The sequence below is a fragment of the Nocardioides epinepheli genome, from assembly GCF_037936805.1.
Lineage (GTDB): Bacteria > Actinomycetota > Actinomycetes > Propionibacteriales > Nocardioidaceae > Nocardioides.
This window is the reverse complement of sequence record NZ_JBBMMC010000015.1, coordinates 52378-69449: the sequence shown is the minus strand read 5'-3', so window position 1 is coordinate 69449 and position 17072 is coordinate 52378. Positions and strand designations below refer to the sequence as shown.

Genomic DNA, 17072 nt, shown 5'->3' with positions numbered 1-17072 from the left:
CGTCGTTTCGTCGGAGAACGGTGCTCATTCGAGTGTGATCCCGCGCGTGTCGACGTCGCTGCCGCGCCCTTCGCTGCCGCCGGCCGGGTCGTCGGTGGCGCAGGTGAGGTCGTAGTCGCCGGGCGCGATGCCGGACACGTCGACGTCGAACCGCCAGGGCTGCGGGGTCGACTCGGCGAAGGAGCCGGCGATGGTGGCGTCCTCCCAGACCACGGCGCCCCCCGGGGCGGCCAGCGAGCACGCCACGGTGCCTTCGAAGCCGAGGCCCACGCCCGTGACGGCGAGGGTGTCGTGCGCGGTGGCGCCTTCGACCGGCGTGTGGATCTGCATGAGGGACACCAGGTCGGACGCCGCACTGATCCGGGTGCCGACGTCGGTGCCGAGGACGGTGTCGACCGGGCCGTCCGGACCTACGAAGGCGACGTCGGACTCGTCGCCGTAGTAGGAGCGCACGGTCTGCACGACCTGCTGGATCGCGAGTGTGGCCTCGCCGTCGGTCATGCCGGACGGACGCCGCAGCGCCGCCGCGCTCACCTCGACGACGCTGACCCCACCCTCGGGGTCGCCGATGCCGATCAGCGAGCCGGCGGGCCACAGGGTGCGGTAGTCGGGGTCTCCGGGCTCGGCGAGAAGCGCCGCGACCGGGTCGTCGAGCTCGGTGGTCTCGGGGTACAGCAACGCGCCGAAGGGGACGTCCGGGCCGGTGGGCGCCGGGCCGACGTACCAGGCCACGACGCCGCTCGCGTCGGACGGCGACGAAGGCGGGTCGGTCGCCGCAGGGCTGCTCGACGGTGCCTCGACCACGATCGTCCGGGTGTCCTCAATGGGGCGGTACTCGGGGTCGCCGCTGTCCTCGATCGCGGCGAAGGTGTACGTGCCGGGGGTGAGGTCGGAGACGTCGACCTCGGTCTCCCAGGGGTAGAGCCGCTCACCGCCGCTGCCCTCGGCGGTCGCGGAGTACTCCTCGACGACGTCGCCCGCGCTGTCGCGGATCTGCCAGCCCACGGTGCCCTCGAACGTGTTCGCCACGCCGCGGGCGGTGAAGGACCCCGAGACCGTGCGTCCCTCGGTGGGGTCGCTGATGCTCACTGGCGAGAGGTCGGCGAAGTCCTGCTCGACCGCACTGGTCGTTCCGTCGCGATCGAGGGTGATGTCCTGGAGTCCGGTGACCCCGGCGACGGTGGCCCGCAGCTGCTGGAGGGCCAGGTCGTCGCTGGGTGCGTTCGGGCCGAGCTCGACGCGTACCCCGCCGCCGTCGACCTGCGCGCTGAGGATCGATCGCTCCGGCCAGGCGGTGCGGTAGTCGGGGTCGTCGGCGTGGTCGAGCGCGTCGAGCGCGGGCAGGATGTCGCCGGCGGGGTCGAACCGGGGGATCTGCCGGAACTCCCGGAAGAGTCGAGGGCCCTGCGGGGTGTCGCCGATGAAGTAGAGCCCCACCGCCTGAGTGGGGACGGCCGGAGCCGTCGACGACGTCGCCGGGTCGTGCGGCGAGCCGGAGTCGCCCGGGGAGAGCACCGCGAAGGCGGTGATCGCCGCAGCGGTGGCCAGGGCCACGCCGCCGGCGGCGTACCAGCCTCGGCGCCGGCTGTCGTACGCCGAGGTGCGCGAGCGGATCTCTGCGAGCCGGTCGGTCGGCTCGACGTCGGCGACCGCGTCGCCGAGGAGCGCGCGCAGGTCGTCGAGGTGGTCGGGGGCGTTCACAGGTCGGCTCCGTTCAGGAGATCTCGCAGTGCGGCGGCGCCGCGGGAGGCATGGGACTTGACCGCGCCCCGGCTGATGCCCAGGGTCTCGGCGATGTCGGCCTCGGAGAGGTCGACGTAGTAGCGCAGCGCCAGCACCTCGCGCTGGCGCTGCGGAAGAGACCGGATCGCGTCCAGGACGAGCTCGCGACGCGCGTGCGCGAGAGCGCTCTGGTCGGCCGGGGCGACGTCGTCCGGTGGGCGTTGCCGGCTCGCGTGGCGCTCCACGACGCCGCGATGCCGCAGCACCGAGCGCGAGCCGTTGACGACGGCCTGGCGCAGGTAGGCCAGCGCCTTGTCGGGCTCGCGGAGTCGGCGCCAGCGTCCGTGCATCGCGACGAAGGCGTCCTGGACGATCTCCTCGGCGGTGCCGACGTCGCGGACCAGGAGCACCGAGAGCCGCACCAGCTGCCGCCAGTGGGCGGCGTAGAGGGACTCCAGCGCCTCGTCGGCGTCCCATCGGGCGGGTGCGCTCATCGCGTCCTCGTCGTCGACTGTGCTTGCCCTCGTCACGCTAGTGCCACGCGCGAGGCCCGCTCACGGTTTACCGTGGGTGTCCATGACCTCAGAGGACTGCCTGTTCTGCCGCATCGTCGCCGGCGAGATCCCTGCCGAGGTGGTGCACAGCACCGAGCGCACCGTGGCCTTCCGCGACCTGAACCCCCAGGCGCCCACGCACGTGCTCGTCGTCCCACGCGAGCACCAGCCGAACGCCGCCGCGCTGGCCGCCGCCGACCCCGAGGCGGCCGCCGAGCTGATCCGCACTGCCGCGGCGGTGGCGGTGGCCGAGGGCCACGACGACGACTATCGGCTGGTGTTCAACACCGGGGAGCGGGCCGGCCAGACCGTCTTCCACGCCCACCTGCACGTGCTTGGCGGGCGCGACTTCACCTGGCCGCCGGGCTGACTCAGACGATCGCGAAGACCAGCCGCAGGACCGCGAAGACCACCGGCAGCCCGAAGACCACCAGCAGCACCCAGGCGGTGATCCGGTGCAGCGGCTTGGCGCCGTCGAGGTTCCCGGCGAAGTCGAGGAGGGCGCCGTCGGGCACGTGGTGGGTCAGGCCCATGGCGCGCGCCTCGGGCGGCAGGTGCTCGCCGGGGAACCAGCGCGGAACGTCGGCAGGATCGTCCTCCGGCGCGAAGTCCTCGTCGAACTCGTCGCGCCGCATGTGGTCACCGTACGTCGTCGCTGCCCCCTCCGGCGAGAGCCATGTGCCGCCGACGCAGCCCGGAGGAAGGCAAACGAGTGGAACGGCCACAGGGCCCCGGCGTACCATGAGTCTCAGTCAAGAAGGCAGTTCCCCCGATCGAAAGGCCGCCCCGCCCGGGCACCCATGACCGACTCTCACAGTTCCGGTGACCTCCAGACCCGTCACACCGTGGTGGTCCCCAACAGCATCGACATGGTCAGCCTGCTCGGCCCCGGCGACGAACACCTCGGGATCATCGAGGGCGGCTTCGACGCCGAGATCCACGTGCGCGGCAACCGGATCACCCTGCGCGGCGAGCCCGGCGAGGTCGCCTTGGCCGAGCGCCTCCTCGACGAGCTGGTCACGATCCTGCGCACCGGCCAGGGCGTCACCTCCGAGACCGTCGAACGCGTCATCTCGATGCTGCGCGCCGAGACCACCGAACGGCCCGCCGACGTCCTCTCGCTGAACATCCTGAGCAACCGCGGCCGCTCGATCCGCCCCAAGACGCTCAACCAGAAGCGCTATGTCGACTCCATCGACAAGCACACGATCACGTTCGGGATCGGGCCGGCCGGAACCGGCAAGACCTACCTGGCGATGGCCAAGGCGGTCCAGGCCCTGCAGACGAAGAACGTCAACCGGATCATCCTCACCCGGCCGGCGGTCGAGGCGGGGGAGAGCCTCGGCTTCCTGCCCGGCACCTTGAGCGAGAAGATCGACCCCTACCTGCGGCCGCTCTACGACGCGTTGCACGACATGATCGACCCCGACACGATCCCCAAGCTGCTCGCCGCCGGGACCATCGAGGTGGCGCCGCTGGCCTACATGCGCGGGCGCACCCTCAACGACAGCTTCATCATCCTCGACGAGGCGCAGAACACCACGCCCGAGCAGATGAAGATGTTCCTCACCCGGCTCGGCTTCGGCTCCAAGATCGTGGTCACCGGCGACGTCACCCAGGTCGACCTGCCCGGCGGCACGAAGTCGGGTCTGCGGGTCATCGAGTCGATCCTCGACGACGTCGACGACATCTCCTTCCAGCGCCTGAGTGCCAACGACGTCGTCCGCCACCGCCTGGTGGGCCGGATCGTCGCGGCCTACGACGAGTTCGACGCTCGTGGCGGCCTGCACACCGCCACCGAGCAGCGGTCGTGAGCCGCACGTGACGATCGAGATCATCGACGAGTCCGGGCACGGGCTCGACGTCAAGCACCTGGCGCGGCTGAGCCGGTTCGTGATGGACCAGATGCGGGTGCACCCGCAGGCCGAGCTGTGCATCAAGGCGGTCGACGAGGACACCATCGCCGAGCTCAACCAGCAGTGGATGGACAAGGACGGCCCCACCGACGTCCTGGCCTTCCCGATGGACGAGCTGCGGCCGGGTCTGGTCGACGTCGAGCCCGAGGAGGGCGTGCTCGGGGACCTCATGCTCTGCCCGGCCGTCGCCGTCCGGCAGGGCGAGGCCGCCGGTCACGGCACCGTGGCCGAGCTCGAGCTGCTCACCACCCACGGCATCTTGCACCTGCTCGGCTACGACCACGCCGAGCCCGAGGAGCACAAGGAGATGTTCGGTCTCCAAGACGACCTCCTGGCGAGGTGGCGCAGCCAGTGATCAGCCGGTGACCTGGGTACTGGCCGCGCTGCTGGTCGTCCTGGCGGGGGTGTTCAGCGCCGTCGACGCCGCGCTGGCCTCCTTCTCCCGCGCTCGTGCCGGCGAGCTGGTCGCCGAGGAGCGGGCCGGCGCGAAGCAGCTGGTGCGGCTCCTCGAGGACGCGCCGCGGCACGTCAACACCGCTCTGCTGTTGCGGATGGCCTGTGAGATCGCCGCCATCGTGCTGGTGACGATCGAGCTCGACCGGACCCTCGACGGCAGCTGGTGGGCCAGCGTGCTGATCGCCATCGGCGTGATGCTCCTGGTCTCCTACGTCGTCATCGGCGTCGGCCCTCGCACGCTCGGCCGGCAGCACTCCGAGACCGTCGCCGTGCTCTCGGCGGGTCCGCTGAACATCTTCACCAAGATCCTCGGACCGCTGCCGCGACTGCTCATCCTGCTCGGCAACGCGATCACTCCGGGCAAGGGATTCCGCGAGGGCCCGTTCTCCTCCGAGACCGAGCTGCGCGAGATGGTCGACATCGCCGAGGCGTCCGCGCTGATCGAGGCCGGCGAGCGCAAGATGATCCACTCGGTCTTCGAGCTCGGCGACACCACCGTGCGCGAGGTCATGGTGCCGCGCAACGACATCATCTACATCGAGCACTACAAGAACCTGCGCCAGACGCTCTCGCTCTTCCTGCGCAGCGGCTGCTCGCGGCTCCCGGTCGTCGGCGAGAACCTCGACGACATCCGCGGCTTCGCCTACCTCAAGGACGTCGTGCGTCGCGACTTCGAGGCCCCCGACGTCGAGCTGGTCCAGCACGTCGAGGAGGTCATGCGCCCGGTGCTGTGGGTGCCGGAGTCCAAGCCGGTCGACGACCTGCTCCGCCAGATGCAGGCCGACCGCCAGCACATCGCGATCGTCGTCGACGAGTACGGCGGCACCGCCGGCCTCATCACCATCGAGGACCTCCTGGAGGAGATCGTCGGCGAGATCACCGACGAGTTCGACGAGGAGGAGATCGAGGTCGAGTACTTCGACGACCCCGCCGACGGCGTCCGGGTCTCCTCGCGCTACCCGGTCGACGACCTCGACGAGCTATTCGGCTTCGACGTCGAGGAGGAGGACGTCGACAGCGTCGGCGGCCTGATGGCCAAGCATCTGGGCCGCGTCCCGATCGCGGGCTCCGTCGTCGAGGCCCACGGCCTGCGCTTCGAGGCCGAGGACGTCGCCGGCCGCCGCAACAAGGTCGGCACCGTGCGCATCCGACGGGTGCTCCCCGACGAGCCGGCCGACCGCTCCGATTCCGCTGACCCGTCAGCTATGGCTGACGGGTCGGCGCAGGAATCGGATCGACCCGTCAGCCATAGCTGACGGGTCAGCGAGATCGACGATTCCGCGGCGGGATCGTCGGCTGGCGACTAGCGTTCAGTCGTCCTGCCCGCACTCTCCGTCTCGGAGCCCCCACATGTCTCGCTCGTCCTGGATGGTGCGCGCGTTGCGCGGGCTGCTCTCCAGCCTGCTCCTTGGTCTGTCGGTCGTTCTGGTCGCGTGCGGGCTCGCGGTCCTCGGGGCCGCCGGCCCGGCCGCCGCGGCCACGGCCAAGACCGCAGCGGTCTCAGAGGAGGCGGAGACACCGACCGTCGCAGACGACGTCACCCAGGCCACGGTCGGCATACCGATGTTCGCCTACCAGGTGCGCGCCACCGGCGCTCCGACGCCGGTCCTCACCGCTTCGGGACTCCCTGCCGGACTGGGCCTCGACCCGCGAACGGGGATCATCTCGGGCACGCCGACCACTCGGGGCGGCTACCCGGTCTCGGTCACTGCGACCAACAGCGCCGGATCCGCCACCGGCACGATCCTGATCGAGGTCGAGGAGATTCCGGACTACATCGCCGAGTACACCAGCGATGCTCCGCACGTCGGTGAACCCTTCGGTCTCGAGGTGAGCCTCAGCGTGCCGGGTGCGATGGTGACCGACGTGGAGTGGTTCCGACGGCACGAGGGCGACCTCCAGTCGACCCTCGTGGGGACCGGTTGGACCTACACCCCGGTCCCCGCCGACTACGGCGCCACGCTCTCGGCCGGGTTCTTCATTGCCTCGCCCCCGGGAGACTTCTGGAGCAGCCTGGGAGCCGGCAGCGCCGAATCGGCGCCCGTCCGGGCTCGCCGGTTCGAGATCGAGGCTCCCGTGGTGACCGGACAGCCCGTCGTCGGCGACCTCCTGACATGCAACCCTGTCGAGGGCACCCCAGGACGCCTCTCCTACCGCTGGACCCGCGACGACGGCGTCGAGCTGGGCAGCGCCGACACGTACGTGCCCGCACCACGCGACGTCGACGCCGAGCTCACCTGCACCATCACCTCGCAGCGTGACGATCACGAATCCGCCGCGGCGACCTCGTCGCCCACGTCCCCAGTGGCCCGCGCGAGGTTCACGCCGACGGTGTCGATCGATGGTGTGGCACGGGTGGGGAAGATGCTGACCTGCGATTCCGAGGGCGGCGAATGGCCCGAGTTCGAGTGGCTGCGAGGCGCCGATCCCGTGTGGTCGGGACGCAGCTACTGGCCGGTCGCGGAGGACGCCGGTGCCACCCTCACCTGCCGTGTCACTGCCTCGAAGGCGGGGTACGAGCCCGGCGTCGGTACCGCCCGAGTCGACGTCGAACTCGGACACACCACGGTCGAGAGGCCCACGATCTACGGGACCGCACAGGTGGGAAGCGAGCTCGTCTGCGACCCCACGGGCTACTGGCACGAAGCCGTCCTGGAGTGGCGGAGGGGAACGATCGTGATCGCGACAGGCAGGTGGTACACCCCGACCCCGGCCGACGTCGGCGAGCCGTTGCGGTGCGTGATGACCGTGACGTATCCCGGCTACGTCCCGGCGACCTCGTACGCCGACACCGACCCGGTCGAGTCGGGCACCTTCGAACCCGGTCCACCCTCGCTCACCGGCGCCGCGATCGTCGGTGGACTGCTGAGATGTGATGCAGCCGGTGGACCGTGGAACCCGAGCTATCGCTGGCTCAGAGGCGGGAGCGTCGTCGGCACCGGTGAGCTGTACCGGCTCGCCCCTCAGGATCTCGGCGCGGTCATGACCTGCGAGGTGACCGCGACCCGCGACGGATACCGGGACGCCGTGACCACCGCCTCCTCGGGCGTGGTCGGTCCCGGAGCACCGGCCGTCTATGAGCTGAACGTGACGGGGGTGCCACAGGTCGGGCAGAGCCTGTCGGCAGCCATCGACGCAGTGCCGGCGAATGCGTCGGTGTCCTGGCAGTGGCTGGCCGACGGTGTGCCCATCGCGGGTGCGCGGTCCGATCGGTTCGTGCCGACCACCAGGCAGTACGGCGCGCGGCTCGCGGTGCTCGCCACGGTCGCGGTGCGGGGCTACGGGCCGGCGACCTCGAGCGCCACCGTGGCCGCGAAGGTCGCGCTGGCCCCGATGCGGTTCAGCCTGGCGCGCACCAGGATCAAGCCTGGCGCGAAGGTCTCCTACTCCGCATCGAACCTGCTGCCGGGCCAGCCCTGGTTGATTCGGCTCAGCCCGGGCAAGGTCCTCGCTCGCGGGGTGGTCGGCCACAGCGGCACGATCCGCGGCAGCATCGAGATTCCGCGGAAGGTCGGCGGCAAGACCCACCGGATCGTGCGCCTTGAGACGGCGTCGCCCGCACGCAGCCTCGGCGTCGCCGTCACCCTCCGCTGAGACTCGGCCGACCACGGACCTTCTAGCCTCGTGGGCATGAAGCCGTGCGCGCTGCCCTTCCTCGATCGCATTCCCGGTCTCTCCAGCCTCTGCGGCTCGGGGACGCGGACCGTGCTCGAGCTGGACCTCTCCCACGGGGTGCAGTTCGGCGCGCCGAGCAGCCCCCTGGAGGCCTTCCGACTCAGGCAGGCGCCCACCCTGCGCGCGTTGCAGGACGGACTGCGGCGCGCGGCGTCCGACGACGACGTCCTGGGCCTGCTGGTGCACGTCGGCACCGCGCCCGTGACCCTGGCGCAGGCCGACGAGATCGCCGAGCTGGTCGCGGACTTCTCCCGGGACAAGCCCTCGGTGGCGTGGACCGAGACCTTCGGCGAGCTCACCAGCGGCCTGGTCGGCTACCGGGTCGCGCTCGGTGCCGACCAGATCTGGGTCCAGCCCACCGGGGCGCTCGGTCTCGTCGGCGTCCAGACCGGAATGACGCTGCTGCGCGGGGGCCTGGAGAAGCTGGGCGTCGATCCCGAGTTCGGCCAGCGCTACGAGTTCAAGACGGCGGCCGACACGCTGGCCGCCAGGGAGATCACCCCCGCCTACCGCGAGATGATGCAACGCCTGGCCGACGCCGTCCTCGACGACACCGTCACCCGGACGTCGGCGCGTCGCGGACTCGACGAGGCGGCCGTGCGCGAGGCGATCGACCGGGCGCCGCTCTCGGCCGACGCCGCGTTGTCGGCCGGCCTGGTCGACCGCCTCGGCTATGCCGACGAGGTCTACGCCTGGGCCCACGACACCTGGACGCCCCAGTGGGAGCCGCGCTACGTCCATCGCTATGCCGCCGACCACAAGGACAAGGCGGCGGCACTCGGCGCCCTGACCCGGCGTAGCCACCCGGCCGTCGCAGTGGTCGACGTCCACGGCTCGATCGTCCTGGGACCCGGCAACGGGCGTCAGGCCGGCGCCGAGCGCGTGTGCGCCCGGCTCCGGGAAGCCGGCCGGGACGACGACGTCCGCGGCGTGGTCCTGCGCGTCGACAGCCCTGGCGGCTCCTACGTGGCAAGCGACGCCATCCGGCGCGAGGTGCGCCGGCTGCGCGAGAGCGGCCGCCCGGTGGTGGCCTCGATGGGCACCGTCGCCGCATCCGGCGGCTATTTCGTGTCGATGGGCGCCGACGAGATCATCGCGCAGCCGACCACGCTCACCGGCTCGATCGGCGTCCTGGCCGGCAAGATGGTGATCGAGCGGCTGCTGGAGCGTGCGGGCATCGTGCACGACAACGCGATCGCAGGACCGCGCGCGGCGATGATGGCCGCGTCGCGTCCCTTCACCACCGACGAGCGGGCGGTCCTCGACGCCTGGCTCGACGAGGTCTACGCCGACTTCACGCAGAAGGCGGCCACCGACCGCGGGATGGCGCTCGCCACGCTCGAGCCCTTGGCGCGCGGTCGGGTGTGGGTCGGCAGCGACGCCGCGGAACGCGACCTGATCGACCACCTCGGCGGCTCGCGACTCGCGCTCGAGCGGGTCTGCGCGCTCGCCGAGATCGACGTCGACGACGTCCGCCTCCATACCCCGTCGGCCCTGGACCTCCTGCGTCAGCTGAAGCCGGCCGAGTCGAGCCAGTCGCCCGCGGCCGCGGGGATCGTGGGCTCGGGGCCGCTGTCGCGCGGACCGGAGGCGCTGCTCGCCCGCGTCTCCGAGGCGATCGGTCTCCCCGTCACCCATGGCGTGCTCTCGCTCCCGCCGGGGGTGAGTCTCGACGGCGACGGCTGGCTCTGAGGCCTGCCCGTTCCGCGCAATTGCGCCGAATGGTGCGGTGGACGAGCCGCCCGGTGACCCGAACGGCGCAATTGCGCCGTTCGGGTCGGTCCGCGAGCCGGCCGGCTGACCGACGTCCCTAGGCTGAGGACATGTCGCCGCAGTCGCCTGAGTCGCAGCAGCCGCAGGAACCAGCCCTGAGCCCCGAGGACGCCAAGCTCGTGACGCTCGCCCGCGCCACGCGCGCGCGAGCCCAGGCAGCCCAGGGCGCCGCCGTCCGCGACCTCGACGGGCGCACCTATGCCGCCGCGAGCCTCGATCTCGAAGCGCTGCGGCTCAGCGCGCTCCAGGGTTGCATCGCGATGGCGGTCTCCTCGGCAGCGCGCGGCGTGGCCGCGGCCGTCGTCCTCGCCGACGCCTCCGAGCTCGGCGAGGCCGATCGTGCAGTGCTGGAGGAGTTCGCCGGCCCCGACGTCGTGGTGCACCTCGGCGACGCGCGCGGCACGATCCTGGCCTGAACCAGACGGAGTCGCCCTCGGGCTCCACCCGCCGGCCGAGCAGACCACCGCCCCCACGCGCCGCCGGACCCGACCCCGGAGTAGTTTCGAAGGGTGGGAGAGCACGTGGTTGAGAACGCTTGGCAGCAGCACGCACAGGCGGTGGAGCGACTCGCGGCGTCCTATGCCGCGATCCCGGCCGGGGCCGCGGTGCGCCTGGCGAAGCGGACGACGAACCTGTTCCGGGTGCGCAGCGAGAGCAGCGCACCGGGCCTCGACGTCTCCGGTCTCGACGGCGTGATCGAGGTCGATCCCGAGACACGTACCGCCGAGGTGCAGGGCATGTGCACCTACGAGGACCTGGTCGACGCCACCCTCCCGCACGGTCTGATCCCGCTGGTGGTGCCTCAGTTGCGCACGATCACCCTGGGCGGCGCGGTCACGGGCATGGGGATCGAGTCGACCAGCTTCCGCAACGGCCTGCCACACGAGTCGGTGCTCGAGATGGACGTGTTCACCGGCGCCGGGGAGGTTGTCACGACGCGCCCCGGCGACGAGCTGTTCGACGCCTTCCCCAACTCCTACGGCTCCCTCGGCTACGCGACCCGGCTGCGGATCGAGCTCGAGCCGGTCTCGGCCTATGTCGCGCTGCGGCACGTCCGCTTCGAGGACGCCGGGCTCCTGGCCAAGGCGATCGCCGAGATCGCCGAGACCCGCGAGTACGACGGCGAGCCGGTCGACGGGCTCGACGGCGTCGCGTTCGCCCCCGGCGAGTACTACCTGACCCTCGCCCGCTGGACCGACACCGCCTCCGGGGCGACGCCGTCCGACTACGCCGGGCAGGACATCTACTTCGCCTCGGTACGCGACCGCGAGACCGACCTGCTCACGATGTACGACTACCTGTGGCGCTGGGACACCGACTGGTTCTGGTGCTCGGGTGCCTTCGGGGCGCAGAACCCGCGGATCCGCCGGCTCTGGCCGCGCAAGTGGCGGCGCTCGGACGTCTACATGTTGCTGCTCGGCCTCGACCGCCGCTTCGACATCGCCGACCGACTCGACCGCCGCGCCGGCCGCCCGCAGCGCGAGCGGGTGGTCCAGGACATCGAGGTCCCGGTCGAACGGATCGAGGAGTTCCTCGCCTGGTTCGACGAGCACATCGGCATGCGCCCGGTCTGGCTGTGCCCGCTGGTCGCCAGACGCGCCTGGCCCACCTACCCGCTGCGAGCGGGGGAGGTCTATGTCAACGCCGGATTCTGGGGCACCGTCCACGTCGGGCCGGACGCCGTCGAGGCCCCCCGCAACCGCGCGATCGAGGCCGAGGTGCACCGGCTCGGCGGCCACAAGTCCCTGTACTCCGAGGCCTTCTACGACCAGGACACCTTCGATGCTCTCTACGACGGCGCGCACCTGGCCGCCGTCAAGAAGCGCTACGACCCCGATCACCGACTGACCAGCCTGTACGACAAGACCGTTCGCCGGAAGTGAGTGACCCACAGTGAGCAGCACCAAGCCAGAGTTCAAGATCGCCGACGTCATCGCCGACCTCACCAGGGGCGGGATGCCGCTCCGGTTCGAGGCCTACGACGGCAGTGCGAGCGGCCCGGAGGACGCCGAGATCCGGCTCGAGCTGGTCAACCAGCGGGGCCTGCAGTACCTCGCCACGGCACCCGGTGACCTCGGCCTCGCTCGCGCCTATGTGAGCGGTGATCTCGTCGTCCATGGTGAGCATCCGGGCAACCCGTACGAGGTGATGAGCAAGCTCAAGGACCACACCAAGTTCCGGGCGCCGTCGCCCTCGGAGCTGGTCACGCTGCTGCGCGGCCTGGGGCTCTCCAACCTCAAGCCGCCGCCCCCGCCGCCGCAGGAGCACCTGCCGCGCTGGCGCCGCATGATGGAGGGAGTGCGGCACTCGCTGACCCGCGACGCCGAGGCGATCCACCACCACTACGACGTCTCGAACACCTTCTACCGTCACGTGCTCGGCCCCTCGATGGCCTATACCTGCGCGATCTACCCCAAGGACTCCTCGACGCTCGAGGAGGCGCAGTACGAGAAGTTCGACCTCGTGGCCCGCAAGCTCGGCCTCGAGCCTGGGCAGCGGCTGCTCGACGTCGGGTGCGGCTGGGGCGGGATGGTCATGCACGCGGCCAAGGAGTACGGCGTCAAGGCACTCGGCGTCACGCTCAGCCGCGAGCAGGCGGCCTGGGCCCAGGCGGCGATCGAGGAGGCCGGGCTGTCCGGCCTCGCGGAGGTGCGCCACCTCGACTACCGCGACGTCGCCGAGACCGACTTCGACGCGATCAGCTCGATCGGCATGACCGAGCACATCGGCATCAAGAACTACCCGGCCTACTTCGGCTTCCTGCGCGACCACCTCAAGCCCGAGGGGCGGCTGCTCAACCACTGCATCACCCGTCATGACAACCGGCCGACCAACGCGGGCGCCTTCATCGACCGCTACGTCTTCCCCGACGGCGAGCTCACCGGCTCGGGCAGGATCATCACCGAGATCCAGGACGCCGGCCTCGAGGTCATGCACGAGGAGAACCTGCGGCTGCACTACGCGCTCACCCTGCGCGACTGGAACCACAACCTCGTGGAGAACTGGGACGCCTGCGTCGAGGAGGTCGGCATCGGGACCGCCCGGGTGTGGGGCCTCTACATGGCCGCCTGCCGGGTGGGCTTCGAGCGCAACGAGGTGCAATTGCACCAGGTCCTCGCCGTCAAGACGGGCCCCGACGGCGCCGACGGCTTCCCCCTGCGCCCCACCTGGTGACCCGGCCGGCCCACCCGGTGATCTGACCGGGTGATCTGACCGGGCCGGTGTCGGGCCGCCGGTCGGGATAGTCCCGGCCGTTTGGGTCCTCTGCAACGTTTCAAAACAACCCGAACGCCAGGGACTATCCCAAAAGTCCGCACTAACTGCGGACGACGGCTCCACCGGGAGAGCCGGGGGAGGCGGCCCACTAGGCTCGGCGGGTGAGCACCAGGGCAGCGATGTACGAGGCGACCGTCCTCTCGCGCACCCCGCTCAGCGACCACCTGGTGCGGTTGGTGCTCGGTGGGCCGGGGCTGGCCGACTTCCGCTCCACCGCGATCCCCGACGAGTGGGTGGGCCTCGTCGTGCCGGGGCAGTTCCAGAGCCGCTACTACACCGTGCGCTCCTGGGACGGCGCCGAGCTCGTGCTCGACGTGGTCGTGCACGACGTCGGGCTGGTCACCGAGTGGGCCAGTCGCGACTGCGTCGGCGACGTCGTCACGGTGAGCGAGCCCAAGGGCTCCTTCGCGATGCCCGAGCACGCGCGATGGCTGATGCTGGTCGGCGACCTCACGGCGCTGCCGGCGATGGCGCGGATCTGCCAGACCCACGGCGGCCGGGTCCCGATCCGCGTGTGGGCCGAGGTGCCCGATGATCCCGACGCCGATACGTCCCTGACCGCCTACCTGCCCGACGTCGAGGTCGACCGGCTCGTGCAGCCCGGCGACGGCGAGAGCCGGCTGGCCGAGGTCGTGAGCGACCTGGTGTGGCCCGAGGGCTCCGGCTACTTCTGGATGGCGGGGGAGTCCGCGCAGATGCGCGCGATCCGCAAGCACCTGATGCGCGAGCGCCGCCTTCCCAGCAGCGACTACGACGTGATGGGCTACTGGCGCGCCACCACCGGCCGCCAGCCGCGAGCCGTCGACCCGGGCCCCATCTGGCGGGCCGGCAAGGCAGCGGGCAAGACCGACGAGCAGATCTGGGCCGACTACGACGAGGCGCGGGAGCGATGAGCAAGCAGCCGAGCGAGGACGAGACCACCACAGCCCATCGCAGCGGGTTCGCGTCCTTCGTGGGGCGCCCGAACGCCGGGAAGTCCACCCTCACCAACGCCCTGGTCGGAGCCAAGGTGGTGATCACCAGCTCCAAGCCCCAGACCACCCGCACGGTCGTGCGCGGCATCGTGCACCGCGACGACGCCCAGCTGATCCTGGTCGACACCCCCGGCCTGCACCGTCCGCGCACCCTGCTGGGGGAGCGGCTCAACGACCTGGTCCGCACCACCCTGGCCGAGGTCGACATCGTGGCGGTCTGCTTCCCCGCCAACGAGAAGATCGGCCCCGGCGACCGGTTCATCGTCAACGAGGTCGGCAAGATCAAGCGGACGACCAAGATCGCGATCGCCACCAAGACCGACCTGGTCGGTCCCGAGCAGCTGGGTCAGCACCTCCTCGACATCGCCGCCCTCGGCGTCGAGACGGGCACCGAGTGGGCCGAGATCGTGCCGGTCTCCGCCGAGTCGGGTCACCAGGTCGGACTCCTCGCCGACCTGCTGGTCGCCTTGCTGCCGGAGGGCCCACAGCTGTACCCCGACGGCGACCTCAGCGACGCCCCCGAGGAGATCCTGGTGGCCGAGCTCATCCGCGAGGCCGCGCTGGAGGGCGTGCGCGACGAACTGCCCCACTCGATCGCGGTGGTCGTGGAGGAGATGAACCTGCGCGAGGACCGCCCCGCCGACAAGCCGCTGCTCGACATCCACGCCAACCTCTACGTCGAGCGCGACTCCCAGAAGGGGATCATGATCGGCCACAAGGGCTCGCGCCTCAAGGACGTCGGTCGCCGCGCCCGGCTCCAGATCCAGGCCCTCCTCGGCACACCGGTCTACCTCGACCTGCACGTCAAGATCGCCAAGGACTGGCAGCGCGACCCGCGCCAGCTCCGCAAGCTCGGCTTCTGAGCGACTCGGGCCGCGAGGCGCCGCGACCGGCCCTCACCAGCTCGCTCCTTCGTGGGGCGGGATTTCCCCGGTCGACCGGGGATCCCTGAACTTGACGGCCGATATTTCGCCCGCCAAGTTCATACTTCCCCGGTCGACCGGGGAAATCCCGGACCCCTGCAGACGGCCGCTCAGACCGCCGTCCAGCACAGGAGGTAGTTCTGGCCGGCGTCCCACTGGGCGCGGTCGGGGCCCTCGGAGGCCCACTCGAAGTCGAGGGGGTCGTCGGCGACGGCGGTGGCCGCGTCCTCGCACTGGTTGCCGGCGGTGCTGATCGCTCCGGCGCCGGGGTACTTGCCCTCCGGGAGCTCGATGACGTCGAAGGCGCGCCAGGAGTGCTGGGCCCCGCAGGGCACGCGGGCGAAGCCCTTCGCCTTGGGACTCGCGGTGCCGCACATGCCGTACTGGTCGCGGCCGGACTCGGTGCCGAGCACGCCCTCGAGCGAGCCCTTGACCGTGGCGAGGCGGTCGCGCCCGGCGAGCGCCACGACGTCGCAGCGGTACCAGGCCGCGCCGGCGGCGGCCTCCTCGAGGCTCGGGGTGAACCAGACCGCGCGAAGCATGCTGAGCCGCCGGTCCTCGGCCGTGCCGCCCACGAACGAGCCGAGCGCGTCCGGGCAGGCCGCGGCGACCTGGTCCTGGACCTGCGCCGAGTCGACGGCGAGCAGGTGCCCGTCGACGAGGTTGTCGAGGCGGCCCACGGAGATCGTCTCGGCGGTGTGCGCGTCACGACACGGCACGGTCTTGGGTGACGACGTCGGAGCGACGGCCTGGCGGTAGGTGATCTGGTGGCACGCGCCGGCCTCGGGAGACGGCGCCGCGGTGGCCCGTGGCGGCGGCGTCGGCGTCTGGGTCGGAGTCGAGGGAGCAGACGAGGTCGGATCGGGGTCGGGTTCGCTGTCCGAGGAGCACCCCACGAGCACGGTGAGCAGCACCGCGACGGCGACGAGCAGCGGCGGGAGAGCGCGGCGCGACTCACTCATCGGTCTTCGCCCAGCACACGGATCTCCGGTTGCCCGCGGCCCAGTCCTTCTCGCCGAACCAGGTGTAGGCGAACTCGAAGTCGTCGGGATAGTTGAGGTAGGCCTTCACCGAGCCCTGGCAGAACTTGCCGGTCTGGGCCTCCACGGCCTCGTCGCCGGGATAGGGGTCGTTGATCTCGCCGAGCTTGATCGTGGTGACCGCTCGCCATAGATGGTCCTCGCTGCACGGCACCTTGGCGGCCTCGGAGAACGCCGGCTCGGCCGCGCACGCCATCCAGGCGTCGTCGGGGCGACCTTGGAGGAGTCCCTTGGCCTTCTCCGGAAGGGGCACCAGGGACGCGCTCTGCGGGCCGGCGCCACCGGTGACGTCGCAGCGGTACCAGCGGGCACCCTTGTCCCAGGCCTTCTCCGAGGGCCGGAACCACGACCAGCCGAGGATGCTGCGCATCGTGATGCTCTCGTCGCCACCGAGGAACTTGATCAGCTCACTGGTGCAGGTCCGGTAGGCGAAGGCGCCGACTTCGGCCGAGTCGTAGTCGGCCTCTGCGAACTCCTCGGGCAGGTCGCCGACGGCGTAGGTCTGTGCGGTGTGCGGCTTGGCGCAGTCGACGATCCGGGTGGCGTTGGTGACCGCGGCGGTCTCCTCCAGGCTCAGCTGCCGGCAGGCACCGAGCGGAGGGGCCTCGACGGCGTCGACCTGGTCGGGATCGCCCTCGGGGTCGACCCGGGCCGGATCGCTGCAGGCGCTCAGCAGCAGCGCCGCGAGCACCACCAACGCCACCAGCGGTGCCGAACCCGTGACCATGCGCACGGATCGCCCAGGGAAGTCCACGTGGCGCGA

At 71.1% G+C, this 17072-nt stretch carries 16 protein-coding genes; 11 read left to right on the top strand and 5 right to left on the bottom strand.

Annotated features, from left to right (window positions below; translation table 11 throughout):
- Positions 1-24: 24 nt before the first annotated feature.
- The gene (locus WMR31_RS18335; protein ID WP_340540334.1) at positions 25-1701 is read right to left on the bottom strand and encodes a Gmad2 immunoglobulin-like domain-containing protein; all 1677 of its coding nucleotides are present in this window, start codon (positions 1699-1701) and stop codon (positions 25-27) included.
- Positions 1698-2216 carry a SigE family RNA polymerase sigma factor gene (locus WMR31_RS18330; protein ID WP_340540333.1) on the bottom strand — a complete coding sequence of 173 codons (519 nt, stop codon included), beginning with the start codon at positions 2214-2216 and terminating at the stop codon, positions 1698-1700. Before WMR31_RS18330 ends, WMR31_RS18335 begins: the two co-directional genes overlap by 4 nt.
- 82 nt (positions 2217-2298) lie before the next feature.
- Between WMR31_RS18330 and WMR31_RS18325 the strand changes: the two genes are divergently transcribed.
- On the top strand, positions 2299-2646 hold the full coding sequence (locus WMR31_RS18325; RefSeq protein ID WP_340540332.1) for an HIT domain-containing protein: 348 nt from the start codon (positions 2299-2301) through the stop codon (positions 2644-2646).
- A gap of 1 nt (position 2647) precedes the next feature.
- Here WMR31_RS18325 and WMR31_RS18320 read toward each other — a convergent pair whose 3' ends face one another.
- Entirely contained in the window at positions 2648-2911 is a 264-nt protein-coding gene (locus WMR31_RS18320) for a hypothetical protein (RefSeq protein WP_340540331.1), read from the bottom strand.
- Between the two features lie 165 nt (positions 2912-3076).
- On the opposite strand from WMR31_RS18320, the gene WMR31_RS18315 reads away from it, so the two are divergent.
- The 10 genes from WMR31_RS18315 (at position 3077) to era (ending at position 15209) form a co-directional block, all read left to right on the top strand.
- On the top strand, positions 3077-4090 hold the full coding sequence (locus WMR31_RS18315) for a PhoH family protein (protein WP_340540330.1): 1014 nt from the start codon (positions 3077-3079) through the stop codon (positions 4088-4090).
- 7 nt (positions 4091-4097) lie between these two features.
- Positions 4098-4547: an rRNA maturation RNase YbeY gene (gene ybeY, locus WMR31_RS18310; protein ID WP_340540329.1), complete on the top strand. Its 450-nt coding sequence runs from the start codon at positions 4098-4100 to the stop codon at positions 4545-4547.
- A gap of 7 nt (positions 4548-4554) precedes the next feature.
- Complete coding sequence (locus tag WMR31_RS18305; protein WP_340540328.1) at positions 4555-5904, top strand: hemolysin family protein; 1350 nt, start codon at positions 4555-4557, stop codon at positions 5902-5904.
- Between the two features lie 94 nt (positions 5905-5998).
- The gene (locus WMR31_RS18300) at positions 5999-8242 is read left to right on the top strand and encodes an Ig domain-containing protein (protein ID WP_340540327.1); all 2244 of its coding nucleotides are present in this window, start codon (positions 5999-6001) and stop codon (positions 8240-8242) included.
- A 36-nt stretch (positions 8243-8278) separates the two neighbouring features.
- Entirely contained in the window at positions 8279-10015 is a 1737-nt protein-coding gene (sppA, locus tag WMR31_RS18295; protein WP_340540326.1) for a signal peptide peptidase SppA, read from the top strand.
- A gap of 131 nt (positions 10016-10146) precedes the next feature.
- Positions 10147-10512 (top strand): cytidine deaminase-like protein, encoded by a 366-nt coding sequence (locus WMR31_RS18290; RefSeq protein WP_340540325.1) that lies wholly within the window; start codon positions 10147-10149, stop codon positions 10510-10512.
- 105 nt (positions 10513-10617) lie between these two features.
- Complete coding sequence (locus tag WMR31_RS18285) at positions 10618-11979, top strand: FAD-binding oxidoreductase (protein WP_340540324.1); 1362 nt, start codon at positions 10618-10620, stop codon at positions 11977-11979.
- A gap of 10 nt (positions 11980-11989) precedes the next feature.
- A complete protein-coding gene (locus tag WMR31_RS18280; RefSeq protein ID WP_340540323.1) occupies positions 11990-13270 on the top strand; it encodes a class I SAM-dependent methyltransferase in 1281 nt (426 codons plus the stop codon).
- Positions 13271-13473: 203 nt separating this feature from the next.
- Positions 13474-14265 (top strand): siderophore-interacting protein, encoded by a 792-nt coding sequence (locus WMR31_RS18275; protein WP_340540322.1) that lies wholly within the window; start codon positions 13474-13476, stop codon positions 14263-14265.
- Entirely contained in the window at positions 14262-15209 is a 948-nt protein-coding gene (era, locus tag WMR31_RS18270; RefSeq protein WP_340540321.1) for a GTPase Era, read from the top strand. Before WMR31_RS18275 ends, era begins: the two co-directional genes overlap by 4 nt.
- Positions 15210-15379: 170 nt before the next feature.
- Here the strand turns inward: era and WMR31_RS18265 are convergent, their stop codons facing one another.
- Positions 15380-16231: a septum formation family protein gene (locus WMR31_RS18265; protein WP_340540320.1), complete on the bottom strand. Its 852-nt coding sequence runs from the start codon at positions 16229-16231 to the stop codon at positions 15380-15382.
- Entirely contained in the window at positions 16224-17063 is an 840-nt protein-coding gene (locus WMR31_RS18260; protein WP_340540319.1) for a septum formation family protein, read from the bottom strand. The genes WMR31_RS18265 and WMR31_RS18260 overlap by 8 nt, the downstream gene beginning before the upstream one ends.
- Positions 17064-17072 lie beyond the last annotated feature (9 nt).